This window comes from Pseudomonas sp. AC229, assembly GCF_979254655.1.
On the sequence record NZ_CEEDHK010000021.1, the window covers coordinates 32,240 to 54,238 of the forward strand.

General features: G+C 55.5%; 26 protein-coding genes. All 26 read right to left on the bottom strand.

Annotated features, from left to right (window positions below):
* Positions 1-2: 2 nt before the first annotated feature.
* Positions 3-179 carry a 50S ribosomal protein L30 gene (rpmD, locus tag AC0IW7_RS23290; protein WP_003176408.1) on the bottom strand — a complete coding sequence of 59 codons (177 nt, stop codon included), beginning with the start codon at positions 177-179 and terminating at the stop codon, positions 3-5.
* Positions 180-181: 2 nt separating this feature from the next.
* Positions 182-703 (bottom strand): 30S ribosomal protein S5, encoded by a 522-nt coding sequence (gene rpsE / locus AC0IW7_RS23295; RefSeq protein ID WP_108096524.1) that lies wholly within the window; start codon positions 701-703, stop codon positions 182-184.
* 3 nt (positions 704-706) lie between these two features.
* Positions 707-1,057, bottom strand: coding sequence for a 50S ribosomal protein L18 (rplR, locus tag AC0IW7_RS23300; protein WP_110618212.1), 351 nt, complete (start codon positions 1,055-1,057; stop codon positions 707-709).
* 10 nt (positions 1,058-1,067) lie between these two features.
* On the bottom strand, positions 1,068-1,601 hold the full coding sequence (gene rplF, locus AC0IW7_RS23305) for a 50S ribosomal protein L6 (RefSeq protein ID WP_108096526.1): 534 nt from the start codon (positions 1,599-1,601) through the stop codon (positions 1,068-1,070).
* Between the two features lie 13 nt (positions 1,602-1,614).
* Complete coding sequence (rpsH, locus tag AC0IW7_RS23310; RefSeq protein WP_108096527.1) at positions 1,615-2,007, bottom strand: 30S ribosomal protein S8; 393 nt, start codon at positions 2,005-2,007, stop codon at positions 1,615-1,617.
* A 212-nt stretch (positions 2,008-2,219) separates the two neighbouring features.
* The gene (gene rpsN, locus AC0IW7_RS23315; RefSeq protein ID WP_122453853.1) at positions 2,220-2,525 is read right to left on the bottom strand and encodes a 30S ribosomal protein S14; all 306 of its coding nucleotides are present in this window, start codon (positions 2,523-2,525) and stop codon (positions 2,220-2,222) included.
* 13 nt (positions 2,526-2,538) lie between these two features.
* On the bottom strand, positions 2,539-3,078 hold the full coding sequence (gene rplE / locus AC0IW7_RS23320; RefSeq protein WP_110618210.1) for a 50S ribosomal protein L5: 540 nt from the start codon (positions 3,076-3,078) through the stop codon (positions 2,539-2,541).
* A 20-nt stretch (positions 3,079-3,098) separates the two neighbouring features.
* A complete protein-coding gene (rplX, locus tag AC0IW7_RS23325; RefSeq protein WP_056836274.1) occupies positions 3,099-3,413 on the bottom strand; it encodes a 50S ribosomal protein L24 in 315 nt (104 codons plus the stop codon).
* 11 nt (positions 3,414-3,424) lie between these two features.
* Positions 3,425-3,793, bottom strand: a complete 369-nt coding sequence (gene rplN / locus AC0IW7_RS23330; protein ID WP_003289207.1) for a 50S ribosomal protein L14 — start codon at positions 3,791-3,793, stop codon at positions 3,425-3,427.
* Positions 3,794-3,816: 23 nt separating this feature from the next.
* Positions 3,817-4,083 carry a 30S ribosomal protein S17 gene (rpsQ, locus tag AC0IW7_RS23335; protein ID WP_108096530.1) on the bottom strand — a complete coding sequence of 89 codons (267 nt, stop codon included), beginning with the start codon at positions 4,081-4,083 and terminating at the stop codon, positions 3,817-3,819.
* A 2-nt stretch (positions 4,084-4,085) separates the two neighbouring features.
* On the bottom strand, positions 4,086-4,277 hold the full coding sequence (gene rpmC / locus AC0IW7_RS23340; protein ID WP_002555481.1) for a 50S ribosomal protein L29: 192 nt from the start codon (positions 4,275-4,277) through the stop codon (positions 4,086-4,088).
* Positions 4,277-4,690 carry a 50S ribosomal protein L16 gene (gene rplP / locus AC0IW7_RS23345; protein WP_110618209.1) on the bottom strand — a complete coding sequence of 138 codons (414 nt, stop codon included), beginning with the start codon at positions 4,688-4,690 and terminating at the stop codon, positions 4,277-4,279. Before rplP ends, rpmC begins: the two co-directional genes overlap by 1 nt.
* Positions 4,691-4,702: 12 nt before the next feature.
* Positions 4,703-5,389, bottom strand: coding sequence for a 30S ribosomal protein S3 (rpsC, locus tag AC0IW7_RS23350; RefSeq protein WP_027982006.1), 687 nt, complete (start codon positions 5,387-5,389; stop codon positions 4,703-4,705).
* Between the two features lie 13 nt (positions 5,390-5,402).
* Positions 5,403-5,735, bottom strand: coding sequence for a 50S ribosomal protein L22 (rplV, locus tag AC0IW7_RS23355; RefSeq protein ID WP_003103908.1), 333 nt, complete (start codon positions 5,733-5,735; stop codon positions 5,403-5,405).
* An 11-nt stretch (positions 5,736-5,746) separates the two neighbouring features.
* Positions 5,747-6,022 (bottom strand): 30S ribosomal protein S19, encoded by a 276-nt coding sequence (rpsS, locus tag AC0IW7_RS23360; protein ID WP_003255482.1) that lies wholly within the window; start codon positions 6,020-6,022, stop codon positions 5,747-5,749.
* A gap of 16 nt (positions 6,023-6,038) precedes the next feature.
* Complete coding sequence (rplB, locus tag AC0IW7_RS23365) at positions 6,039-6,863, bottom strand: 50S ribosomal protein L2 (protein ID WP_122453852.1); 825 nt, start codon at positions 6,861-6,863, stop codon at positions 6,039-6,041.
* A 14-nt stretch (positions 6,864-6,877) separates the two neighbouring features.
* Positions 6,878-7,177: a 50S ribosomal protein L23 gene (rplW, locus tag AC0IW7_RS23370; protein WP_002555488.1), complete on the bottom strand. Its 300-nt coding sequence runs from the start codon at positions 7,175-7,177 to the stop codon at positions 6,878-6,880.
* On the bottom strand, positions 7,174-7,776 hold the full coding sequence (gene rplD / locus AC0IW7_RS23375) for a 50S ribosomal protein L4 (protein ID WP_110618208.1): 603 nt from the start codon (positions 7,774-7,776) through the stop codon (positions 7,174-7,176). The genes rplW and rplD overlap by 4 nt, the downstream gene beginning before the upstream one ends.
* A gap of 12 nt (positions 7,777-7,788) precedes the next feature.
* Positions 7,789-8,424: a 50S ribosomal protein L3 gene (rplC, locus tag AC0IW7_RS23380; RefSeq protein WP_122453851.1), complete on the bottom strand. Its 636-nt coding sequence runs from the start codon at positions 8,422-8,424 to the stop codon at positions 7,789-7,791.
* 83 nt (positions 8,425-8,507) lie between these two features.
* The gene (rpsJ, locus tag AC0IW7_RS23385) at positions 8,508-8,819 is read right to left on the bottom strand and encodes a 30S ribosomal protein S10 (protein WP_003186070.1); all 312 of its coding nucleotides are present in this window, start codon (positions 8,817-8,819) and stop codon (positions 8,508-8,510) included.
* 141 nt (positions 8,820-8,960) lie between these two features.
* Complete coding sequence (gene tuf, locus AC0IW7_RS23390) at positions 8,961-10,154, bottom strand: elongation factor Tu (protein ID WP_122453844.1); 1,194 nt, start codon at positions 10,152-10,154, stop codon at positions 8,961-8,963.
* 32 nt (positions 10,155-10,186) lie between these two features.
* Positions 10,187-12,292 (bottom strand): elongation factor G, encoded by a 2,106-nt coding sequence (fusA, locus tag AC0IW7_RS23395; protein ID WP_122453850.1) that lies wholly within the window; start codon positions 12,290-12,292, stop codon positions 10,187-10,189.
* Positions 12,293-12,322: 30 nt separating this feature from the next.
* The gene (gene rpsG / locus AC0IW7_RS23400) at positions 12,323-12,793 is read right to left on the bottom strand and encodes a 30S ribosomal protein S7 (protein ID WP_002555493.1); all 471 of its coding nucleotides are present in this window, start codon (positions 12,791-12,793) and stop codon (positions 12,323-12,325) included.
* A 150-nt stretch (positions 12,794-12,943) separates the two neighbouring features.
* Positions 12,944-13,315, bottom strand: coding sequence for a 30S ribosomal protein S12 (gene rpsL, locus AC0IW7_RS23405; RefSeq protein ID WP_003186084.1), 372 nt, complete (start codon positions 13,313-13,315; stop codon positions 12,944-12,946).
* A 182-nt stretch (positions 13,316-13,497) separates the two neighbouring features.
* Positions 13,498-17,691, bottom strand: coding sequence for a DNA-directed RNA polymerase subunit beta' (gene rpoC / locus AC0IW7_RS23410; protein ID WP_471821161.1), 4,194 nt, complete (start codon positions 17,689-17,691; stop codon positions 13,498-13,500).
* Between the two features lie 62 nt (positions 17,692-17,753).
* The gene (gene rpoB / locus AC0IW7_RS23415; protein ID WP_122453848.1) at positions 17,754-21,827 is read right to left on the bottom strand and encodes a DNA-directed RNA polymerase subunit beta; all 4,074 of its coding nucleotides are present in this window, start codon (positions 21,825-21,827) and stop codon (positions 17,754-17,756) included.
* Positions 21,828-21,999: the final 172 nt, after the last annotated feature.

The following is a 21,999-nucleotide window of genomic DNA, read 5'->3' on the forward strand; positions in this document are numbered from 1 at the left end:
TGTTAACCCTCAACTCGCAGCATGTAGTAAGCCTTGTTGATCATCCCGCGATTCTCGGGAGTATCCTGGACTTCTACAGTGTGACCGATGCGACGCAGACCCAGACCCTTAACGCACAGTTTGTGGTTAGGGATGCGGCCGGTCATGCTTTTGATCAGCGTAACTTTAACGGTAGCCATGATCAGCGGATCTCCTCGACGCTCTTGCCGCGCTTGGCAGCAATAGAACCTGGGGATTGCATAGCTTTCAAACCTTTAAAAGTGGCGTGAACCACGTTTACCGGGTTAGTCGAGCCGTAGCACTTGGCCAATACGTTCTGCACGCCAGCAACTTCGAGGACAGCACGCATAGCGCCGCCAGCGATGATACCGGTACCTTCCGAAGCAGGCTGCATGTACACCTTGGAGGCGCCATGGGCAGACTTCATTGCGTACTGCAGAGTGGTGCCGTTAAGGTCCACTTGAATCATGTTGCGACGAGCAGCTTCCATAGCTTTCTGGATAGCAGCCGGTACTTCGCGAGACTTGCCACGACCGAAACCTACACGGCCCTTGCCATCACCCACCACGGTCAACGCGGTGAAAGTGAAGATACGGCCGCCTTTTACGGTTTTAGCTACGCGATTAACTTGAACCAGTTTCTCGATGTAGCCTTCGTCGTTGCCGTTGTCACGGCTGTCGCGTCTTTGATCGTTATTTGCCATAACTTAGAACTCCAGCCCGCCTTCACGAGCAGCATCAGCCAGCGCCTTGACGCGGCCGTGGTACTTGAAGCCAGAACGGTCGAATGCCACCTGAGTGACGCCAGCGGCTTTCGCACGCTCAGCAACCAGTTGGCCAACTTTCGTGGCCGCGTCGATGTTGCCAGTGGCACCAGTACGCAGATCCTTGTCCAAAGTCGAAGCGCTTGCCAAGACTTTGCTGCCGTCGGCCGAGATGACCTGGGCGTAAATGTGCTGCGAAGAGCGGTACACGCAGAGACGCACGGCTTCTAGCTCGTGCATTTTCAGGCGTGCTTTGCGAGCGCGACGCAGTCGAGTAACTTTTTTGTCGGTCATTTGCTATGCCCTACTTCTTCTTCGCTTCTTTACGGCGGACGACTTCGTCTGCGTAACGCACACCTTTACCTTTGTAAGGTTCTGGCGGACGGAAGTCACGGATCTCAGCGGCCACTTGACCTACCAGCTGCTTGTCGATGCCCTTGATCAGGATATCGGTTTGGCTAGGAGTTTCTGCGGTTACGCCTTGTGGAAGTTCGTAATCCACCGGGTGCGAGAAGCCAAGTGCCAGGGAAAGGATTTCGCCTTTAGCCTGAGCCTTGTAACCAACACCAACCAGCTGCAGCTTGCGCTCGAAGCCTTGGCTGACGCCGATTACCATGTTGTTCACCAACGCACGGGTGGTACCGGCCATTGCACGAGTTTGTTGGTCGCCATTGCGAGCAGCGAAACGCAGCTCACCAGCTTCCTCAACAATTTCAACGGACGAATGAACGTTCAGTTCGAGAGCGCCTTTGGCACCCTTCACCGAGAGCTGTTGGCCGGCGAGTTTGATCTCGACACCAGCTGGCAGCTTAACGGGGTTCTTAGCAACGCGAGACATGCTTGTTCCCCCCTTAGAACACGGTGCAGAGCACTTCGCCGCCGACACCGGCAGCGCGCGCAGCACGATCCGTCATCACACCTTTGTTGGTGGAGACGATGGAAACGCCGAGACCGCCACGAACTTTCGGCAGATCATCAACGGACTTGTACTGGCGCAGGCCTGGACGGCTGACGCGCTTCACTTCCTCGATGACCGGACGGCCTTCGAAGTATTTCAGCTCGATGGACAGCTGCGGTTTAACATCGCTGCTGATCTGAAAACCCGCGATGTAACCTTCGTCCTTCAGGACTTTGGCTACAGCCACCTTCAACGTGGAAGATGGCATGCTTACGACGGACTTTTCAGCCATCTGGGCATTACGGATACGAGTTAGCATGTCCGCTAACGGGTCCTGCATACTCATGGGCTAGGTGCTCCTGAAACAAAAGAATTAGCCAAACGGCTACTGCATGTCGCTAGAAAAATGCCGTGCATATAAAAGCCAGGCTCAGGCGAGCCGAACATTCTAGAGACTGATTAAAAATGAATCAAGCCCCAAAAGGGGCTTGATTCATTTTTGCTCTGTACCAGGGCCAACTCCGTAAAGAGCCAACCCCGGCTTGTCGAGACTTCGACTTACCAGCTGGCTTTCACCAGACCTGGTACATCACCGCGCATTGCAGCTTCGCGCAGCTTGTTACGGCCGAGGCCGAACTTGCGGTACACGCCGTGCGGACGACCGGTGATGCGGCAACGGTTACGCAGGCGCGAAGCACTGGCGTCACGTGGTTGCTTTTGCAGGGCGATCTGCGCTTCCCAACGAGCTTCCGGACTGGTGTTCGGATTAACGATGGTAGCTTTCAGCTCAGCACGCTTTTTGGCGTACTTGGCAACCGTTTGCTGACGCTTCAGCTCGCGGTTTTTCATGCTTGTCTTGGCCATGTTCCTACTCCGATCAGTTGCGGAACGGGAATTTGAAAGCACGCAGCAAGGCGCGACCTTCATCATCCGTACGAGCAGTAGTGGTCAGGGTGATGTCCAGACCGCGCAGCGCGTCGATTTTGTCGTAATCGATTTCCGGGAAAATGATCTGCTCTTTAACGCCCATGCTGTAGTTGCCACGACCGTCGAAGGACTTGGCATTCAGGCCGCGGAAGTCACGCACGCGCGGCAGGGAGATCGAAAGCAGACGATCCAGGAATTCGTACATACGTTCGCGACGCAGGGTCACTTTCACGCCGATCGGCCAACCTTCACGAACCTTGAAGCCCGCGATGGATTTCTTGGCATAAGTCACAACGACTTTCTGACCGGTGATCTTTTCCAAATCCGCTACCGCGTGTTCGATGATTTTCTTGTCACCGATCGCTTCGCCAAGACCCATGTTCAGGGTGATTTTGGTAACGCGCGGAACTTCCATCACGTTCGAGAGCTTGAGTTCTTCCTTAAGCTTCGGAGCGATTTCTTTCCGATAAATCTCTTTTAGTCGTGCCATGGTCTTCTACCTAGCAGTGTTCAAGCATCAACCGCTTTTTGGGTCGACTTGAAGACACGAATTTTTTTGCCTTCTTCTACTTTGAAACCAACGCGATCAGCCTTGCTGGTTTCAGAGTTGAAAATGGCGACGTTAGAAGCGTGCAGAGGCGCTTCTTTCTCGACGATACCGCCTTGAACGCCCGACATAGGGTTCGGCTTGGTATGGCGCTTCACCAGGTTGATCCCACCAACGACCAAACGGTCGTCAGCGAGAACCTTGAGCACCTTGCCACGCTTACCTTTGTCTTTGCCGGCGATCACGATGATCTCGTCGTCACGACGAATCTTTTGCATGTCGGATCTCCTTACAGCACTTCAGGGGCGAGCGAGACGATCTTCATGAACTTCTCAGAGCGAAGTTCACGGGTCACGGGCCCAAAGATACGGGTGCCGATCGGCTCTTGCTTGTTGTTCAGCAGAACAGCAGCGTTGCCATCAAAGCGAATGATAGAGCCATCAGGGCGACGAACGCCGTGACGAGTGCGGACTACAACAGCAGTCATCACTTGGCCTTTTTTCACTTTACCGCGCGGAATTGCTTCCTTGACGGTAACTTTGATGATGTCGCCGATGCCGGCATAACGACGATGCGAACCGCCCAACACCTTGATGCACATAACACGACGAGCGCCGCTGTTATCAGCTACATCGAGCATGGATTGAGTCTGAATCATATAATTTCTCCGACCCCTAGTCCTTAGACTTCCACTGCGCGTTCAACGACTTCAACCAGTGCCCAATTTTTGGTCTTGGCCATCGGACGAGTTTCACGAATAGTGACTTTGTCGCCGATGTGGCACTGGTTGGTCTCGTCGTGGGCGTGCAATTTGGTCGAACGCTTCACGTATTTACCGTAGATCGGGTGCTTAACGCGACGCTCGATCAGTACGGTGATGGTCTTGTCCATCTTGTCGCTGACGACACGGCCAGTCAGCGTACGGACAGTTTTTTCAGCTTCAGCCATGATTACTTACCTGCCTGCTGGTTAAGCACAGTCTTCACGCGAGCGATGTCGCGCTTAACTTGCGAGAGCAGGTGAGACTGCCCCAACTGGCCAGTTGCTTTCTGCATACGCAGATTGAACTGGTCGCGCAGCAGGCCGAGCAGTTGCTCGTTCAGCTGCTGTGCTGATTTTTCACGAAGTTCATTCGCTTTCATCACATCACCGTCCGTTTAACAAAGGAGGTGGCGAGCGGCAGCTTTGCAGCAGCCAGGGCGAAAGCCTCACGCGCCAGCTCTTCGGAAACGCCTTCGATCTCATACAGGACTTTGCCTGGCTGGATCTGGGCTACCCAATACTCAACGCTACCCTTCCCTTTACCCATCCGCACTTCGAGAGGCTTCTTGGTAACAGGCTTGTCAGGGAACACGCGAATCCAGATTTTCCCGCCACGTTTTACGTGACGAGTCAGAGCACGACGAGCGGACTCGATCTGACGGGCGGTGAGACGACCGCGGGCAACAGACTTCAGCGCGAACTCGCCGAAGCTGACTTTGCTACCGCGCTGTGCCAGACCACGGTTGTGGCCTGTCATCTGCTTGCGGAACTTCGTACGCTTTGGTTGCAACATTTGGCGTACCCCTTACTTAGCAGCTTTTTTACGAGGCGCTGGTGCTTGTGGTTTCAGTTCTTCTTGGCGACCACCAATTACTTCGCCTTTGAAGATCCAAACCTTCACACCGATCACACCATAAGTGGTGTGCGCTTCGTACGTGGCATAGTCGATATCGGCACGCAGGGTGTGCAACGGCACACGACCTTCGCGATACCACTCGGTACGGGCAATTTCTGCGCCGCCCAAACGACCGCTCACTTGGATTTTGATGCCCTTGGCACCAATACGCATGGCGTTCTGTACAGCGCGCTTCATAGCGCGACGGAACATCACACGACGCTCCAGCTGCTGAGCTACGCTCTGCGCAACCAGCATACCGTCGAGTTCCGGCTTGCGGATCTCTTCGATATTGATGTGCACCGGCACACCCATTTGCTTGGTCAGGTCCTGACGCAGCTTCTCAACGTCCTCACCTTTCTTCCCGATAACGATACCTGGACGAGCGGTGTGGATGGTGATGCGTGCAGTCTGAGCCGGACGATGGATATCGATACGGCTTACGGACGCGCTTTTTAGTTTGTCTTGGAGGTATTCACGCACCTTCAGATCTGCGAACAAATAGTCCGCATAAGTCCGACCGTCGGCGTACCAGACGGAGGTGTGCTCCTTGACGATTCCCAGGCGAATGCCAATGGGATGTACTTTCTGACCCATCTCTTCGACTCCGTTACTTGTCAGCAACCTTGACAGTGATATGGCAAGACCGCTTGACGATGCGATCAGCACGGCCTTTGGCACGTGGCATGATGCGCTTCAGCGAACGCCCTTCGTTAACGAAAACGGTGGAGACCTTGAGGTCATCAACGTCTGCGCCTTCGTTGTGCTCGGCGTTGGCCACAGCCGACTCCAGCACTTTCTTCATGATTTCCGCGGCTTTCTTACTGCTAAAAGCCAGCAGGTTGAGCGCTTCGCCCACCTTCTTCCCGCGGATTTGGTCGGCGACCAAGCGGGCTTTCTGGGCGGAGATTCGAGCGCCCGACAACTTAGCGGCTACTTCCATTTCCTTACCCCTTAACGCTTGGCTTTCTTGTCAGCCACGTGCCCGCGATATGTACGGGTACCGGCGAACTCGCCCAGTTTGTGACCGACCATGTCTTCGTTCACGAGAACTGGAACATGTTGACGACCGTTATGCACAGCAATGGTCAGACCGACCATTTGTGGCAGGATCATCGAACGACGCGACCAGGTTTTCACCGGCTTGCGATCGTTCTTTTCCACCGCCACTTCGACCTTCTTCAGTAGGTGAAGATCAATAAAAGGACCTTTTTTCAGAGAACGTGGCACTGTCGTATCCCTCTATTTACTTGCGACGACGGACGATCATGTTATCGGTGCGTTTGTTACCACGAGTCTTCGCGCCCTTAGTCGGGAAGCCCCATGGAGACACCGGATGACGACCACCAGAGGTACGACCTTCACCACCACCATGTGGGTGGTCAACCGGGTTCATGGCAACACCACGAACGGTTGGGCGAACGCCACGCCAGCGCTTGGCACCAGCTTTACCCAGCGAACGCAGGCTGTGCTCGGAGTTCGAGACTTCGCCCAGGGTCGCACGGCATTCAGCCAGTACTTTACGCATTTCACCGGAACGCAGACGCAGGGTCACGTACGCACCTTCACGAGCGATCAGCTGTGCCGAAGCACCAGCGGAACGAGCGATCTGAGCGCCTTTACCCGGCTTCAACTCAACACCATGAATGGTGCTACCGACTGGGATGTTACGCAGTTGCAACGAGTTGCCCGGCTTGATCGGAGCGAGAGCACCCGCGATCAGCTGGTCGCCAGCACTCACACCTTTAGGGGCAATGATGTAGCGGCGCTCGCCGTCTGCATACATCAGCAGCGCGATGTGTGCGGTACGGTTCGGGTCATATTCAATACGCTCGACAGTGGCTGGGATGCCATCTTTGTCGTTGCGACGGAAATCGACCAGACGGTAATGCTGCTTATGACCACCACCGATATGACGGGTAGTAATACGGCCATTGTTGTTACGACCACCAGACTTCGACTTCTTCTCGAGCAGCGGTGCGTAAGGAGCGCCTTTGTGCAGCTCCTGGTTGACCACCTTGACCACAAAACGGCGGCCAGCGGAAGTCGGTTTGCATTTAACGATTGCCATGATGCACCCCTTCCTTACTCAGCACTGCTGCTGAAGTCGAGATCTTGGCCCGGCTGAAGGGAGATAACTGCCTTCTTCCAGTCGTTACGCTTGCCCAGACCGCGAGCAGTACGCTTGCTCTTACCCAGAACATTCAGGGTAGTAACACGCTCTACTTTCACGCTGAACAGGCTTTCGACGGCCTTTTTGATTTCCAGCTTGGTTGCATCGGTAGCAACCTTGAAAACGAACTGGCCTTTTTTGTCAGCCAAAACCGTGGCTTTCTCAGAGACGTGCGGGCCAAGTAGCACTTTAAATACGCGTTCCTGGTTCATCCCAGCAGCTCCTCGAATTTCTTCACGGCCGACACAGTGATCAACACTTTGTCGTATGCGATCAGACTGACCGGATCGGAACCCTGTACGTCACGAACATCAACGTGCGGCAGGTTACGAGCAGCCAGGTACAGATTCTGATCAACAGCATCAGACACGATCAGAACATCAGTCAGACCCATGCCATTCAGCTTGTTCAGCAGAGTTTTGGTTTTTGGTGCATCGACCGCGAAGTCTTCAACCACAACCAGACGATCACTACGTACCAGCTCAGCAAGGATGGAGCGCAATGCTGCGCGATACATCTTCTTGTTCAGCTTTTGGCTGTGATCCTGAGGACGAGCTGCGAAAGTGGTACCACCGCCACGCCAGATTGGGCTACGGATAGTACCGGCACGAGCGCGGCCAGTACCCTTTTGACGCCATGGGCGCTTACCGCCGCCGGATACGTCAGAACGGGTCTTTTGCTGCTTGCTGCCCTGACGACCGCCAGCCATGTAGGCCACGACTGCCTGGTGCACCAGTGTCTCGTTGAATTCGCCGCCGAAGGTCAGTTCGGAAACTTCGATCGCCTGAGCGCCATTTACATTTAATTGCATGTCAGCTTCCCCTTAACCGCGAGCCTTGGCTGCCGGACGCACAACCAGGTTGCCACCGGTAGCGCCAGGAACAGCGCCCTTTACCAGCAGCAGATTGCGTTCAGCGTCGACGCGCACAACTTCGAGGGACTGCACGGTCACGCGCTCAGCGCCCATATGACCGGACATTTTTTTGCCCTTGAATACACGACCAGGAGTCTGGCACTGGCCGATAGAGCCAGGGACGCGGTGGGAGACGGAGTTACCGTGGGTGTTATCTTGACCGCGGAAGTTCCAGCGCTTGATGGTACCGGCGAAGCCTTTACCCTTGGACTGACCGGTGACATCCACCAGCTGACCTGCTTGGAAAATTTCTGCATTGATCAGATCGCCAGCCTGGTACTCGCCTTCTTCAAGACGGAATTCCCAGACGCCGCGACCGGCAGCTACGTTTGCTTTAGCGAAGTGACCTGCCTGAGCAGCAGTCACGCGCGAAGCACGACGCTCACCGACAGTGACTTGCACTGCACGATAGCCATCGCTTTCTTCAGTTTTGAACTGGGTGACGCGATTCGGCTCGATCTCAATGACCGTAACCGGAATGGAGACACCTTCTTCGGTGAAAATACGGGTCATACCGCATTTACGACCGACTACACCAATAGTCATGTTGTAAACCTCATGAGTGTACGGGGCTTTCACCCGCTATGGCCGCCCATTTCAGAGCGTTACACGACTAAAACCAGACGGTTTTAGCCGAGGCTGATCTGAACTTCTACGCCAGCTGCAAGATCAAGCTTCATAAGAGCGTCAACGGTTTTATCCGTTGGTTGGACGATGTCCAGAACGCGCTTGTGAGTGCGAATCTCGTACTGGTCACGCGCGTCTTTGTTGACGTGCGGGGAAACCAGAACAGTGAAACGCTCTTTGCGAGTGGGCAGAGGAATCGGACCACGCACTTGAGCACCAGTACGTTTCGCGGTTTCCACGATTTCCTGGGTGGACTGGTCAATCAGGCGATGATCAAAAGCCTTCAACCGAATCCGGATTTGTTGATTTTGCATTGTCCACAGACTCCCAGTTGCTATTCCCAACGCGCGCAATACGCCCGTTAAAAGGAGGCGCAATTCTATAGATGCCCCCTACGGGTGTCAACTCAATAAAAAAACCCCCGCAAGCGGGGGTTTTTTCTAGCCAATCAACGATTACTCGATGATTTTGGCAACTACGCCAGCACCAACGGTACGGCCGCCTTCGCGAATCGCGAAACGCAGACCATCTTCCATGGCGATCGACTTGATCAAGGTAACAACCATCTTGATGTTGTCGCCTGGCATTACCATCTCAACGCCTTCCGGCAGTTCGCAGCTACCAGTAACGTCGGTAGTACGGAAGTAGAACTGAGGACGGTAGCCTTTGAAGAACGGAGTGTGACGACCACCTTCGTCTTTGCTCAGGATGTAAACCTCAGCTTCGAACTTGGTGTGCGGCTTAACCGAACCCGGCTTGGCCAGTACTTGACCACGCTCAACGTCTTCACGCTTGGTACCACGCAGCAGAACGCCGCAGTTCTCGCCAGCACGACCTTCGTCGAGCAGTTTGCGGAACATTTCAACGCCGGTGCAGGTAGTCTGAGTGGTGTCACGCAGACCAACGATTTCCAGAGGCTCTTGAACCTTGACGATACCGCGCTCGATACGACCGGTAACTACAGTACCGCGACCCGAGATCGAGAATACGTCTTCGATTGGCATCAGGAATGGCTTGTCGATAACACGAACTGGCTCAGGAATGTAGCTATCCAGAGTCTCAACCAGCTTCTTGACAGCGCTGGTGCCCATTTCGTTGTCGTCTTGGCCGTTCAAAGCCATCAGAGCCGAACCGATGATGATCGGAGTGTCGTCGCCTGGGAACTCGTAAGTGCTCAGCAGATCACGAACTTCCATCTCTACCAGTTCCAGCAGCTCAGCGTCGTCCACCATGTCAGCCTTGTTCAGGAAGACAACGATGTAAGGAACGCCTACCTGACGGGACAGCAGGATGTGCTCACGAGTTTGCGGCATCGGACCATCAGCGGCCGAGCAAACCAGGATCGCGCCGTCCATCTGCGCAGCACCGGTGATCATGTTTTTCACGTAGTCGGCGTGACCTGGGCAGTCAACGTGTGCGTAGTGACGCACGGCCGAATCGTATTCAACGTGAGCGGTGTTGATGGTGATACCACGAGCTTTTTCTTCTGGAGCGCTGTCGATCTTGTCGAAGTCAACGCGAGCCGAACCGAAAACCTCGGAGCAAACACGAGTCAGCGCAGCGGTCAGAGTGGTTTTACCGTGGTCAACGTGACCGATGGTGCCAACGTTGACGTGCGGTTTGTTACGTTCAAATTTTTCTTTAGCCACGACAATAAACTCCTTGCCTAAAGGGGCTGAAATCAGCCTTGTTTTTTAACCAGAGCTTCGACGATGTTCGACGGAGCCTCGGAGTATTTAGAGAATTCCATGGAGTAGCTCGCGCGACCCTGAGACATGGAACGGACGTCGGTCGCGTAACCGAACATCTCACCCAACGGCACTTCGGCACGGATAACCTTGCCGGAAACCGTATCTTCCATACCTTGAATCAAACCACGACGACGGTTCAGGTCACCCATCACGTCACCCATGTAATCTTCCGGGGTTACCACTTCAACTTTCATGATCGGCTCAAGCACAACACCGCCGCCCTTCTGGGCCAGCTGCTTGGTCGCCATGGAAGCTGCGATTTTGAACGCCATCTCGTTGGAGTCGACGTCGTGGTAGGAACCGTCAAACACGGTAGCCTTCAGGCCGATCAGCGGATAGCCGGCGACGACGCCGTTCTTCATCTGCTCTTCGATACCTTTCTGGATTGCCGGGATGTATTCCTTCGGAACCACACCACCCACAACCTCGTTCACAAACTCCAGACCTTCCTGACCTTCGTCAGCCGGTGCGAAGCGAATCCAGCAGTGACCAAACTGGCCACGACCGCCGGACTGGCGAACGAACTTGCCTTCGATCTCACAGCTCTTGGAGATCTTCTCGCGGTAAGAAACCTGCGGCTTACCGATGTTGGCTTCTACACCGAACTCGCGCTTCATGCGGTCGACGAGAATATCCAAGTGCAACTCGCCCATACCGGAGATGATGGTCTGGCCAGTCTCTTCGTCGGTCTTGACGCGGAACGACGGGTCTTCCTGAGCAAGCTTGCCCAGAGCGATACCCATCTTTTCCTGGTCATCCTTGGTCTTAGGCTCAACGGCAACCGAAATAACCGGCTCCGGGAAGTCCATACGAACCAGGATGATTGGCTTTTCAGCGGAGCACAGGGTGTCACCGGTAGTGACGTCCTTCATGCCGATCAGGGCCGCGATGTCGCCAGCGCGTACTTCTTTGATCTCTTCGCGAGTGTTCGCGTGCATCTGAACCATACGGCCCACGCGCTCTTTCTTGCCTTTAACCGAGTTGATCACGCCGTCGCCGGAGCTCAACACGCCCGAGTAAACACGGGCAAAGGTCAAAGTACCCACGAATGGGTCGGTGGCAATTTTGAATGCCAGAGCAGAGAAAGGCTCACTGTCGTCTGCGTGACGCTCCATCTCGACAGTCTCGTCATCCGGGTCGGAACCCTTGATGGCCGGGATGTCGACAGGAGCAGGCAGGTAGTCGACAACAGCATCGAGAACCAAAGGCACGCCTTTGTTCTTGAACGAAGAACCACAAACAGCCAGGACGATTTCGCCAGCGATAGTACGCTGACGCAGAGCGGCCTTGATTTCCTCGTTGGTGAGTTCTTCACCTTCAAGGTATTTGTTCATCAGCTCTTCGTTGGCTTCAGCGGCAGCTTCAACCATGTTGCTGCGCCACTCGTCAGCCAACTCTTGCAGCTCGGCCGGGATTGCTTCGCGACGAGGAGCCATGCCCTTGTCGGCGTCATCCCAGTAAACAGCTTCCATGGTCATCAGATCGATCTGACCCTGGAAGTTGTCTTCAGCACCGATAGCCAACTGGATTGGCACCGGAGTGTGACCCAGACGCTGCTTGATCTGACCAACTACGCGCAGGAAGTTTGCGCCAGCACGGTCCATCTTGTTTACGTAAACAAGACGTGGAACGCCGTATTTGTTGGCTTGACGCCATACGGTTTCCGACTGTGGCTCAACGCCCGAAGTACCACAGAACACAACGACGGCGCCGTCGAGTACGCGCAGCGAGCGCTCTACTTCGATGGTGAAGTCAACGTGCCCGGGGGTATCGATGATGTTGAAGCGGTAGCTGTCTTTGTGCTGCTTAACGGAGCCAGACCAGAACGCAGTAGTAGCAGCGGAGGTAATGGTGATACCGCGCTCCTGCTCCTGAACCATCCAGTCCATGGTCGCGGCGCCATCATGCACCTCGCCCATTTTGTGGTTCACGCCTGTGTAAAAAAGCACGCGCTCGGTGGTAGTGGTTTTGCCAGCATCCACGTGCGCGACGATACCGATGTTACGGTAGCGGGAAATCGGTGTAAGACGAGCCATAAAGCCCTCGCAATATTAAAAGCGCTAAATTTAGAAGCGGTAGTGCGAAAACGCTTTGTTGGCTTCAGCCATACGGTGCACGTCTTCACGCTTCTTAACTGCAGCACCTTTGCCTTCAGCAGCATCCAACAGCTCGCCAGCCAAGCGCAGGGCCATGGATTTCTCGCCACGCTTACGGGCGAAATCCACCAACCAGCGCATGGCCAGGGCGTTACGACGGGACGGACGAACTTCGACCGGAACCTGGTAAGTAGCACCGCCTACACGGCGCGACTTCACTTCGACCAGCGGAGCGATGGCGTCGAGAGCTTTCTCGAAGATTTCCAGGGGATCGCTGTTCTTGCGCTCTTTAACCTTTTCCAGGGCGCCATAAACGATACGCTCGGCAACGGCTTTCTTGCCGCTTTCCATTACGTGGTTCATGAACTTGGCCAGGATCTGGCTACCGTATTTTGGATCGTCAAGCACTTCGCGCTTGGCTGCTACACGTCTTCTTGGCATGGATAAGCCCTCAAACGGTCTTCAGGTTAGCCCGGGAACAATAAAACCTCTGGATGACAATCCTGGGTTAAACGCCCGACCTTACTCTTATCGACTCAGAAAAATGAAAATCTATTTTGGGTGAAACGACCGATCACTCGGACGCTGCACTTACTTCGGACGCTTGGTACCGTATTTCGAACGGCCCTGGTTACGACCTTTAACACCGGAAGTATCCAAAGAACCACGAACGGTGTGGTAACGAACACCTGGCAAGTCTTTTACACGACCGCCGCGGATCAGTACCACGCTGTGTTCTTGCAGGTTGTGGCCTTCACCGCCGATGTACGAGGAAACCTCGAAACCGTTGGTCAGACGCACACGGCATACTTTACGCAGTGCCGAGTTAGGTTTTTTCGGCGTGGTGGTATACACACGGGTGCATACGCCACGACGTTGCGGGCAGTTCTGCAGCGCAGGCACGTCGGATTTCTCGACGATACGCTTACGCGGCTGACGTACCAGCTGGTTGATAGTTGCCATCTACTAGCTCCACTGTTGTCTTTCGACGCTATTGTCTTACAAGAAAAACAAAATGGCAGGACCACAGTCCCGCCAAATTTAGGGGTACAAGAGTCTAAAGAGCTTCTAACACCGCGTCAAGACAAGGCCCGGTGACGCTTAACGCTTCACCGGGCCCCGACCTGATTGGCAACCCGTATTAATTACAGGTTGTTCAACGCTTCCGACAGTTGAGCTTCAGCTTCGCTGGCGCTCACTTGAACCGGCTTGCCGGCTTCACGACGACGCTTGCGCTCGCTGTGATAAGCCAGACCGGTACCGGCCGGAATCAGACGACCCACAACCACGTTCTCTTTCAGGCCGCGCAGGAAGTCACGCTTGCCTGTAACTGCAGCCTCAGTGAGTACGCGGGTGGTTTCCTGGAAGGAAGCCGCAGAGATGAACGACTCGGTCGACAACGAGGCCTTGGTAATACCCAACAGAACGCGGTCGAACTTGGAGATAAATTTATCGTCCGTGCTCAGACGCTCGTTCTCGCCTAGTACGTGAGTCAGTTCCATCTGGTCGCCCTTGATGAAGCTGGAGTCGCCCGATTCGGTGATCTCAACTTTACGCAGCATTTGACGAAGGATCGTCTCGATGTGCTTGTCGTTGATCTTCACGCCCTGCAGGCGGTAAACGTCCTGGATCTCGTTGACGATGTACTTGGCCAGCGCGCTCACACCCAGCAGACGCAGAATGTCGTGCGGATCGCTCGGACCGTCGGAGATAACTTCGCCGCGGTTCACTTGTTCGCCTTCGAAGACGTTCAGGTGACGCCATTTCGGAATCAGCTCCTCGTACGGGTCGCTACCGTCGTTCGGGGTGATAACCAGACGGCGCTTGCCTTTGGTTTCTTTACCGAACGCGATGGTGCCGCTGACTTCAGCCAGAATCGAGGCTTCTTTCGGACGACGTGCTTCGAACAAGTCGGCAACACGCGGCAGACCACCGGTGATGTCGCGAGTTTTCGAAGTTTCCTGCGGGATACGAGCGATTACATCACCGACACCCACTTGCACACCATCCGCCACACCGACCAGGGCGTTGGCTGGCAGGAAGTACTGAGCCGGTACGTCAGTACCTGGCAGCAGCAAGTCTTTGCCATCGATGCCAACCATCTTCACAGCGGGACGGATGTCCTTGCCGGCGGCCGGGCGATCTTTCGGATCCAGTACTTCGATGTTGGTCAAACCCGTCAATTCGTCTGTTTGACGCTTGATGGTGATGCCTTCTTCCATACCCACATACGTCACGGTACCTTTCATTTCGGTAACGATCGGGTGGGTGTGCGGATCCCATTTGGCAACGATTGCGCCGGCATCCACTTTGTCGCCTTCCTTGACGGAGATAACCGCACCGTAAGGCAGCTTGTAACGCTCGCGCTCGCGACCGAACTCGTCGGCAACAGCCAGCTCACCGGAACGGGATACCGCAACCAGGTTGCCGTCAGCACGCTCAACGTGTTTCAGGTTGTGCAGGCGGATTGTGCCGCCGTTCTTGACCTGAACGCTGTCAGCAGCCGAGGTCCGGCTCGCCGCACCACCGATGTGGAATGTACGCATGGTCAGCTGGGTACCCGGCTCACCGATCGACTGCGCAGCGATAACGCCGACAGCTTCACCGATATTCACCTGGTGACCACGGGCCAGATCGCGACCGTAGCACTTGGCGCAGATGCCGTAGCGAGTTTCACAGCTGATTGGCGAGCGAACGATCACTTCGTCAATGCTGTTCAGCTCGATGAACTCAACCCACTGCTCGTCTACCAAGGTACCGGCAGGCACGATGACTTCTTCGGTGCCAGGCTTGAATACGTCACGGGCAATAACTCGACCCAGAACACGTTCACCCAACGGCTCAACCACGTCACCGCCTTCAATGTGCGGCGTCATCAACAGGCCGTGTTCGGTGCCGCAATCGACCTCGGTAACTACCAAGTCTTGCGCCACGTCTACCAGACGGCGAGTCAGGTAACCGGAGTTCGCAGTTTTCAACGCGGTATCCGCGAGACCTTTACGAGCACCGTGAGTGGAGATGAAGTACTGCAGTACGCTGAGGCCTTCACGGAAGTTCGCGGTGATCGGCGTCTCGATGATCGAGCCGTCCGGCTTGGCCATCAGGCCACGCATACCGGCCAACTGACGAATCTGAGCTGCCGAACCCCGAGCACCGGAGTCAGCCATCATGTACATGGAGTTGAAGGACTCTTGGTCGACCTCTTTGCCATGACGGTCGATCACTTTCTCTTTCGAGAGGTTCGCCATCATCGCCTTCGACACTTCGTCGTTAGCCTTGGACCAGAGGTCGATTACCTTGTTGTACTTCTCGCCCTGAGTTACCAGGCCGGAAGCGTACTGGCTTTCGATTTCCTTAACTTCTTCGGTGGCTGCATCGATGATGCGAGCTTTTTCATCAGGGATGACGAAGTCATTCACGCCGATGGAAACGCCGGAGATAGTCGAGTAGGCGAAACCTGTGTACATCAGTTGGTCAGCGAAGATCACGGTGTCTTTCAAGCCTACGGTGCGGTAGCACTGGTTGATCAGCTTGGAGATCGCTTTTTTCTTCATCGGCTGGTTGACGACGTCATACGCCAGGCCGGCTGGAACAACCTGGAACAGCAGCGCGCGGCCGACAGTGGTGTCGACGATGCGGGTGTTCTTGGTGATGCTGCCATCGCGGTCTTTGATGACCTCGTTGATACGCACCTTAACTTTGGCGTGCAGCGCTGCTTCGCCGGCGCGGAATACGCGGTCGACTTCCTGCAGATCGGCAAACACACGACCTTCGCCCTTGGCGTTGATCGCTTCACGGGTCATGTAATACAGACCCAGTACAACGTCCTGCGACGGAACGATGATTGGCTCACCGTTGGCGGGCGACAGAATGTTGTTGGTCGACATCATCAACGCGCGCGCTTCCAACTGGGCTTCCAGTGTCAGCGGTACGTGCACGGCCATTTGGTCGCCGTCGAAGTCGGCGTTGTACGCGGCGCAGACCAGCGGGTGCAGCTGAATGGCTTTACCTTCGATCAGTACCGGTTCAAACGCCTGAATACCCAGACGGTGAAGGGTCGGTGCACGGTTCAGGAGCACGGGGTGTTCGCGAATCACTTCTGCGAGAACGTCCCACACTTCTGGCAGCTCGCGCTCAACCATTTTCTTGGCAGCTTTGATGGTGGTGGCCAGGCCACGCATTTCCAACTTGCCGAAAATGAACGGTTTGAACAGCTCGAGAGCCATCTTCTTCGGCAGACCGCACTGGTGCAGACGAAGAGTCGGGCCCACAGTAATAACGGAACGACCGGAGTAGTCCACGCGCTTACCGAGCAAGTTCTGACGGAAACGACCTTGCTTACCCTTGATCATGTCAGCCAGGGATTTCAACGGACGCTTGTTCGAGCCAGTGATGGCACGACCGCGGCGGCCGTTGTCGAGCAAGGCATCAACCGCTTCCTGCAGCATGCGCTTTTCGTTGCGCACGATGATGTCCGGTGCGGACAGATCGAGCAGGCGCTTCAGACGGTTGTTACGGTTGATAACCCGGCGATACAGATCGTTGAGGTCGGACGTGGCGAAACGACCACCATCCAGCGGAACCAATGGACGCAGATCTGGCGGCAGAACCGGCAGAACGGTCAGCACCATCCACTCTGGGTGATTGCCGGAACCCTGGAAGGCTTCCATCAATTTCAGACGCTTGGACAGCTTCTTGATCTTGGTTTCGGAATTGGTCTGCGGAATCTCTTCGCGCAGGCGGCCGATTTCGTGCTCCAGATCGATAGCAGTCAACAGCTCGCGGACAGCCTCGGCACCCATGCGGGCGTCGAAGTCGTCACCGAACTCTTCGATGGCTTCGAAATATTGCTCGTCGTTCAGCAGCTGACCCTTTTCCAGGGTGGTCATGCCCGGATCGATAACGACATAGCTCTCGAAATAGAGAACGCGCTCGATATCGCGCAGGGTCATGTCCAGCAGCAGGCCGATACGGGACGGCAGCGATTTCAGGAACCAGATGTGGGCAACCGGCGAAGCCAGTTCGATGTGCGCCATGCGCTCACGACGAACCTTGGCCAGCGCAACTTCAACGCCGCACTTCTCGCAGATCACGCCACGGTGCTTGAGGCGCTTGTACTTACCGCACAAGCACTCATAGTCTTTTACTGGGCCAAAGATCTTGGCGCAGAACAGGCCGTCACGCTCAGGTTTGAACGTACGGTAGTTGATGGTTTCCGGCTTTTTAACTTCACCGAAGGACCACGAACGGATCATCTCTGGCGACGCCAACCCAATACGGATGGCATCGAACTCTTCGACTTGACCCTGGTTTTTCAGCAAATTCAGTAGGTCTTTCAAGGCCTTTCCTCCTGGCGGAGCAAGGAGCGGGCTCTACAGCCCCGCTCCCATTGCGCTTCGTGTTATTCGGTTTCCAGATCGATATCGATACCGAGCGAACGGATTTCTTTGATCAACACGTTGAAGGACTCGGGCATGCCCGGCTCCATGCGGTGATCACCGTCCACGATGTTTTTGTACATCTTGGTACGGCCGTTCACGTCATCCGACTTAACGGTCAGCATTTCCTGCAGGGTGTACGCGGCGCCATATGCTTCCAACGCCCAAACTTCCATCTCCCCGAAGCGCTGACCACCGAACTGCGCCTTACCACCCAGCGGTTGCTGGGTAACCAGGCTGTAGGAACCGGTAGAACGAGCGTGCATCTTGTCGTCCACCAGGTGGTTCAGTTTCAGCATGTACATGTAGCCAACGGTCACCCGGCGCTCGAACTGGTTGCCGGTACGGCCGTCGAACAGCTGCATCTGGCCGCTTTCTGGCAGGTCTGCCAGTTTCAGCATGGCCTTGATTTCGCTTTCCTTGGCACCGTCAAACACAGGCGTTGCCATCGGAACGCCGCCGCGCAGGTTCTTAGCCAGATCCAGAATTTCCTGGTCAGACAGGTCTGCCAGCGTTTCTTGACGGCCACCGATCTCGTTGTAGATCTGGTGCAGGAACTTACGCAGCTCAGCAACCTTGCGCTGCTCTTCGAGCATGCGGTTGATCTTCTCGCCCAGACCTTTGGCCGCGAGGCCCAGGTGGGTTTCAAGGATCTGACCGACGTTCATACGCGAAGGTACGCCCAGCGGGTTGAGAACGATGTCGACCGGGGTGCCGTAGGCATCGTGCGGCATGTCTTCAACCGGCATGATCACGGAGACCACACCCTTGTTACCGTGACGACCGGCCATCTTGTCGCCCGGCTGGATGCGGCGACGAATTGCCAGGTAAACCTTGACGATCTTCAGCACGCCCGGAGCCAGGTCATCGCCTTGCTGCAGCTTGCGCTTCTTGTCTTCGAACTTGTCGTCGAGCAATTGGCGGCGGTCAACGATATAAGCCTGCGCTTTCTCAAGCTGCTCGTTCAGAGCATCTTCAGCCATACGCAGCTTGAACCACTGACCACGCTCAAGGCCGTCGAGGAACTCGTCGGTGATCTCGGCGCCTTTCTTCAGACCAGCACCGCCTTCGGCTTTCTTGCCAACCAGAGCGGAACGCAGACGCTCGAAGGTTGCGCCTTCGACGATGCGGAACTCTTCGTTGAGGTCTTTACGGATCTCGTCGAGCTGCATCTTCTCGATGGACAGTGCACGAGCGTCACGCTCTACGCCGTCACGGGTGAAGACTTGTACGTCGATGACAGTCCCTTTAGTACCAGTTGGTACACGCAGAGAGGTGTCTTTTACGTCGGAAGCCTTCTCACCGAAGATCGCACGCAGCAGCTTCTCTTCCGGGGTCAGTTGGGTCTCGCCTTTCGGAGTGACCTTGCCTACCAGAATGTCGCCGGCGCCAACTTCAGCACCCACGTAAACGATACCGGCTTCGTCCAGCTTGTTCAGCGCAGCTTCGCCCACGTTCGGAATATCCGACGTGATCTCTTCTGGCCCGAGCTTGGTGTCACGTGCCACACAGGTCAGTTCCTGAATGTGGATCGTGGTGAAACGGTCTTCCTGAACCACACGCTCCGACAGGAGGATGGAGTCTTCGAAGTTGTAACCGTTCCAGGCCATGAACGCGATGCGCATGTTCTGACCCAGCGCCAGTTCACCCATATCGGTGGACGGGCCATCGGCCAGGATGTCGCTGCGCTCGACCTTGTCACCTTTGCTCACCAGCGGACGCTGGTTGATGCAGGTGTTCTGGTTCGAACGGGTGTATTTGGTCAGGTTGTAGATGTCTACACCGGCTTCGCCAGTTTCAACTTCATCATCAGCAACACGAACCACGATACGGCTGGCATCGACAGAGTCGATCACGCCGCCACGACGGGCCACGACGCATACGCCGGAATCACGCGCAACGTTGCGCTCCATGCCGGTACCAACCAGCGGCTTGTCCGAACGCAATGTCGGAACAGCCTGACGCTGCATGTTCGAACCCATCAACGCACGGTTGGCGTCGTCGTGCTCGAGGAACGGAATCAACGAAGCGGCGACGGACACAACCTGCTTCGGCGAAACGTCCATCAGCGTGACGTCTTCCGGCACCTTGACGGTGAACTCGTTCAAGTGACGAACAGCTACCAGCTCGTCTACCAGCTGACCTTTCTGGTTCATCGTTGCCGATGCCTGAGCGATCACGTGGTCTGCCTCTTCAATTGCAGAGAGGAACACGATTTCGTCAGTAACCAGGGTGTCCTTCACCACACGGTACGGGCTCTCGAGGAAACCGTACTGGTTGGTGCGGGCATAGGCTGCCAGGGAGTTGATCAGACCGATGTTCGGACCTTCCGGCGTTTCGATCGGGCAAACACGACCATAGTGCGTCGGGTGTACGTCACGAACTTCGAAGCCAGCACGCTCACGAGTCAAACCACCTGGGCCGAGAGCAGAAACGCGGCGCTTGTGGGTGATCTCGGACAGCGGGTTGTTCTGGTCCATGAACTGCGAAAGCTGGCTCGAACCGAAGAACTCTTTCACCGCCGCAGCCACAGGCTTGGCGTTGATCAGATCTTGCGGCATCAGGCCTTCGCTTTCAGCCATCGACAGACGCTCTTTGACCGCGCGCTCTACGCGCACCAGGCCCACGCGGAACTGGTTCTCGGCCATCTCGCCAACACAACGCACGCGACGGTTACCCAAGTGGTCGATGTCGTCGACGATGCCTTTACCGTTGCGGATGTCGACCAGTGTCTTGAGAACTTCGACGATGTCTTCCTTGCTCAATACGCCCGAACCTTCGATTTCGGTCCGACCGATACGACGGTTGAACTTCATGCGACCTACAGCAGAGAGGTCGTAGCGCTCAGCGCTGAAGAACAGGTTGTTGAACAGGGTCTCGGCGGCGTCCTTGGTAGGTGGCTCGCCTGGACGCATCATGCGATAGATCTCAACCAGCGCTTCCAATTGATTGGTAGTGCCGTCGATTTTCAATGTGTCAGAGATGAACGGACCGCGGTCGATATCGTTGGTGTACAACGTTTCGATACGCACGACCTGAGCCTTGGCAATTTTCGCCAGGATCTCGGTGTTCAGCTCGGTGTTGCATTCGGCGATGATTTCGCCCGTAGCCGGATGTACGATGGCTTTTGCCGAGGTACGACCGATTACGTAGTCCAGCGGCACTTCCAGGGTCTTGATCCCGGACTTGTCCAACTGGTTGATGTGGCGCGCAGTAATACGGCGGCCTTGCTCAACGATGACCTTGCCCTTCTCGTCTTTGATATCGAGAACAGCAATTTCGCCACGCAGACGGTGCGGAACCAGCTCAAGGCTGAGGTTCTCGCCCTGTACGTGGAACACGTTGGTCTCGTAGAACGCGTCGAGCACTTGCTCAGTGGTGTAACCCAGAGCGCGCAGCAGTACGGACGCCGGCAACTTGCGGCGACGGTCGATACGTACGAATACGGCGTCTTTCGGATCGAACTCGAAGTCCAACCACGAACCGCGGTAAGGAATGATGCGCGCGGAGTACAGCAGCTTGCCCGAGCTGTGAGTCTTGCCACGGTCGTGGTCGAAGAACACACCTGGGGAGCGGTGCAGCTGGGACACGATGACGCGCTCGGTACCGTTGATAACGAAGGTACCGTTCTCGGTCATCAGGGGGATTTCCCCCATGTAAACTTCTTGCTCTTTGATGTCCTTGATCGCTTTGTTCGACGATTCCTTATCGAAAATGATCAGACGGACTTTTACCCGCAGCGGCACGGCGAATGTCACGCCACGCAGCACGCACTCTTTCACGTCAAATGCCGGTTCGCCCAGGCGATAACCGACATATTCCAGAGCAGCATTGCCGGAATAGCTGATAATCGGGAAAACGGACTTGAAGGCCGCATGCAGGCCGATGTCGCGGAACTGATCCTTTGTAGCTCCCGCCTGCAGGAATTCGCGATACGAATCCAGCTGGATGGCCAACAGATAAGGCACATCCATGACATCCGGCAACTTGCTAAAGTCCTTGCGGATACGTTTTTTCTCAGTATATGAGTAAGCCATCAGCGTTCCCCAGCTTGGTCACCTGCTTATTTGGCTCCTCCCGACGGGAGCAGCCAGAAAATCTTGCAAACTCTCGGTTTGCGCCACCCCTCGGGGCGGTTACTGCTTCAGCTACAGGCCAACCCTCGAAGGCGGCCTATAACGGAAAAAGGCCGGTGGCAATTGCCACCAG

Coding starts and splice junctions, on each gene's coding strand:
- rpsG (WP_002555493.1), bottom strand. CDS start 12,793: ATGCCAAGAAGACGTGTAGCAGCCAAGCGCGAAGTGCTTGACGATCCA.
- rplB (WP_122453852.1), bottom strand. CDS start 6,863: ATGGCAATCGTTAAATGCAAACCGACTTCCGCTGGCCGCCGTTTTGTG.
- rpmD (WP_003176408.1), bottom strand. CDS start 179: ATGGCTACCGTTAAAGTTACGCTGATCAAAAGCATGACCGGCCGCATC.
- rpsL (WP_003186084.1), bottom strand. CDS start 13,315: ATGGCAACTATCAACCAGCTGGTACGTCAGCCGCGTAAGCGTATCGTC.
- rpoB (WP_122453848.1), bottom strand. CDS start 21,827: ATGGCTTACTCATATACTGAGAAAAAACGTATCCGCAAGGACTTTAGC.
- rpsQ (WP_108096530.1), bottom strand. CDS start 4,083: ATGGCTGAAGCTGAAAAAACTGTCCGTACGCTGACTGGCCGTGTCGTC.
- rpmC (WP_002555481.1), bottom strand. CDS start 4,277: ATGAAAGCGAATGAACTTCGTGAAAAATCAGCACAGCAGCTGAACGAG.
- rplW (WP_002555488.1), bottom strand. CDS start 7,177: ATGAACCAGGAACGCGTATTTAAAGTGCTACTTGGCCCGCACGTCTCT.
- rplX (WP_056836274.1), bottom strand. CDS start 3,413: ATGCAAAAGATTCGTCGTGACGACGAGATCATCGTGATCGCCGGCAAA.
- rpsH (WP_108096527.1), bottom strand. CDS start 2,007: ATGAGTATGCAGGACCCGTTAGCGGACATGCTAACTCGTATCCGTAAT.
- rplP (WP_110618209.1), bottom strand. CDS start 4,690: ATGTTGCAACCAAAGCGTACGAAGTTCCGCAAGCAGATGACAGGCCAC.
- rplN (WP_003289207.1), bottom strand. CDS start 3,793: ATGATTCAGACTCAATCCATGCTCGATGTAGCTGATAACAGCGGCGCT.
- rplD (WP_110618208.1), bottom strand. CDS start 7,776: ATGCAATTAAATGTAAATGGCGCTCAGGCGATCGAAGTTTCCGAACTG.
- rplR (WP_110618212.1), bottom strand. CDS start 1,057: ATGACCGACAAAAAAGTTACTCGACTGCGTCGCGCTCGCAAAGCACGC.
- rplF (WP_108096526.1), bottom strand. CDS start 1,601: ATGTCTCGCGTTGCTAAGAACCCCGTTAAGCTGCCAGCTGGTGTCGAG.
- rpsJ (WP_003186070.1), bottom strand. CDS start 8,819: ATGCAAAATCAACAAATCCGGATTCGGTTGAAGGCTTTTGATCATCGC.
- rpsN (WP_122453853.1), bottom strand. CDS start 2,525: ATGGCCAAGACAAGCATGAAAAACCGCGAGCTGAAGCGTCAGCAAACG.
- rplE (WP_110618210.1), bottom strand. CDS start 3,078: ATGGCACGACTAAAAGAGATTTATCGGAAAGAAATCGCTCCGAAGCTT.
- rpsE (WP_108096524.1), bottom strand. CDS start 703: ATGGCAAATAACGATCAAAGACGCGACAGCCGTGACAACGGCAACGAC.
- rplC (WP_122453851.1), bottom strand. CDS start 8,424: ATGACTATTGGTGTAGTCGGTCGTAAATGCGGTATGACCCGTATTTTC.
- rplV (WP_003103908.1), bottom strand. CDS start 5,735: ATGGAAGTAGCCGCTAAGTTGTCGGGCGCTCGAATCTCCGCCCAGAAA.
- rpsC (WP_027982006.1), bottom strand. CDS start 5,389: ATGGGTCAGAAAGTACATCCCATTGGCATTCGCCTGGGAATCGTCAAG.
- fusA (WP_122453850.1), bottom strand. CDS start 12,292: ATGGCTCGTCTTACACCGATTTCCCGCTACCGTAACATCGGTATCGTC.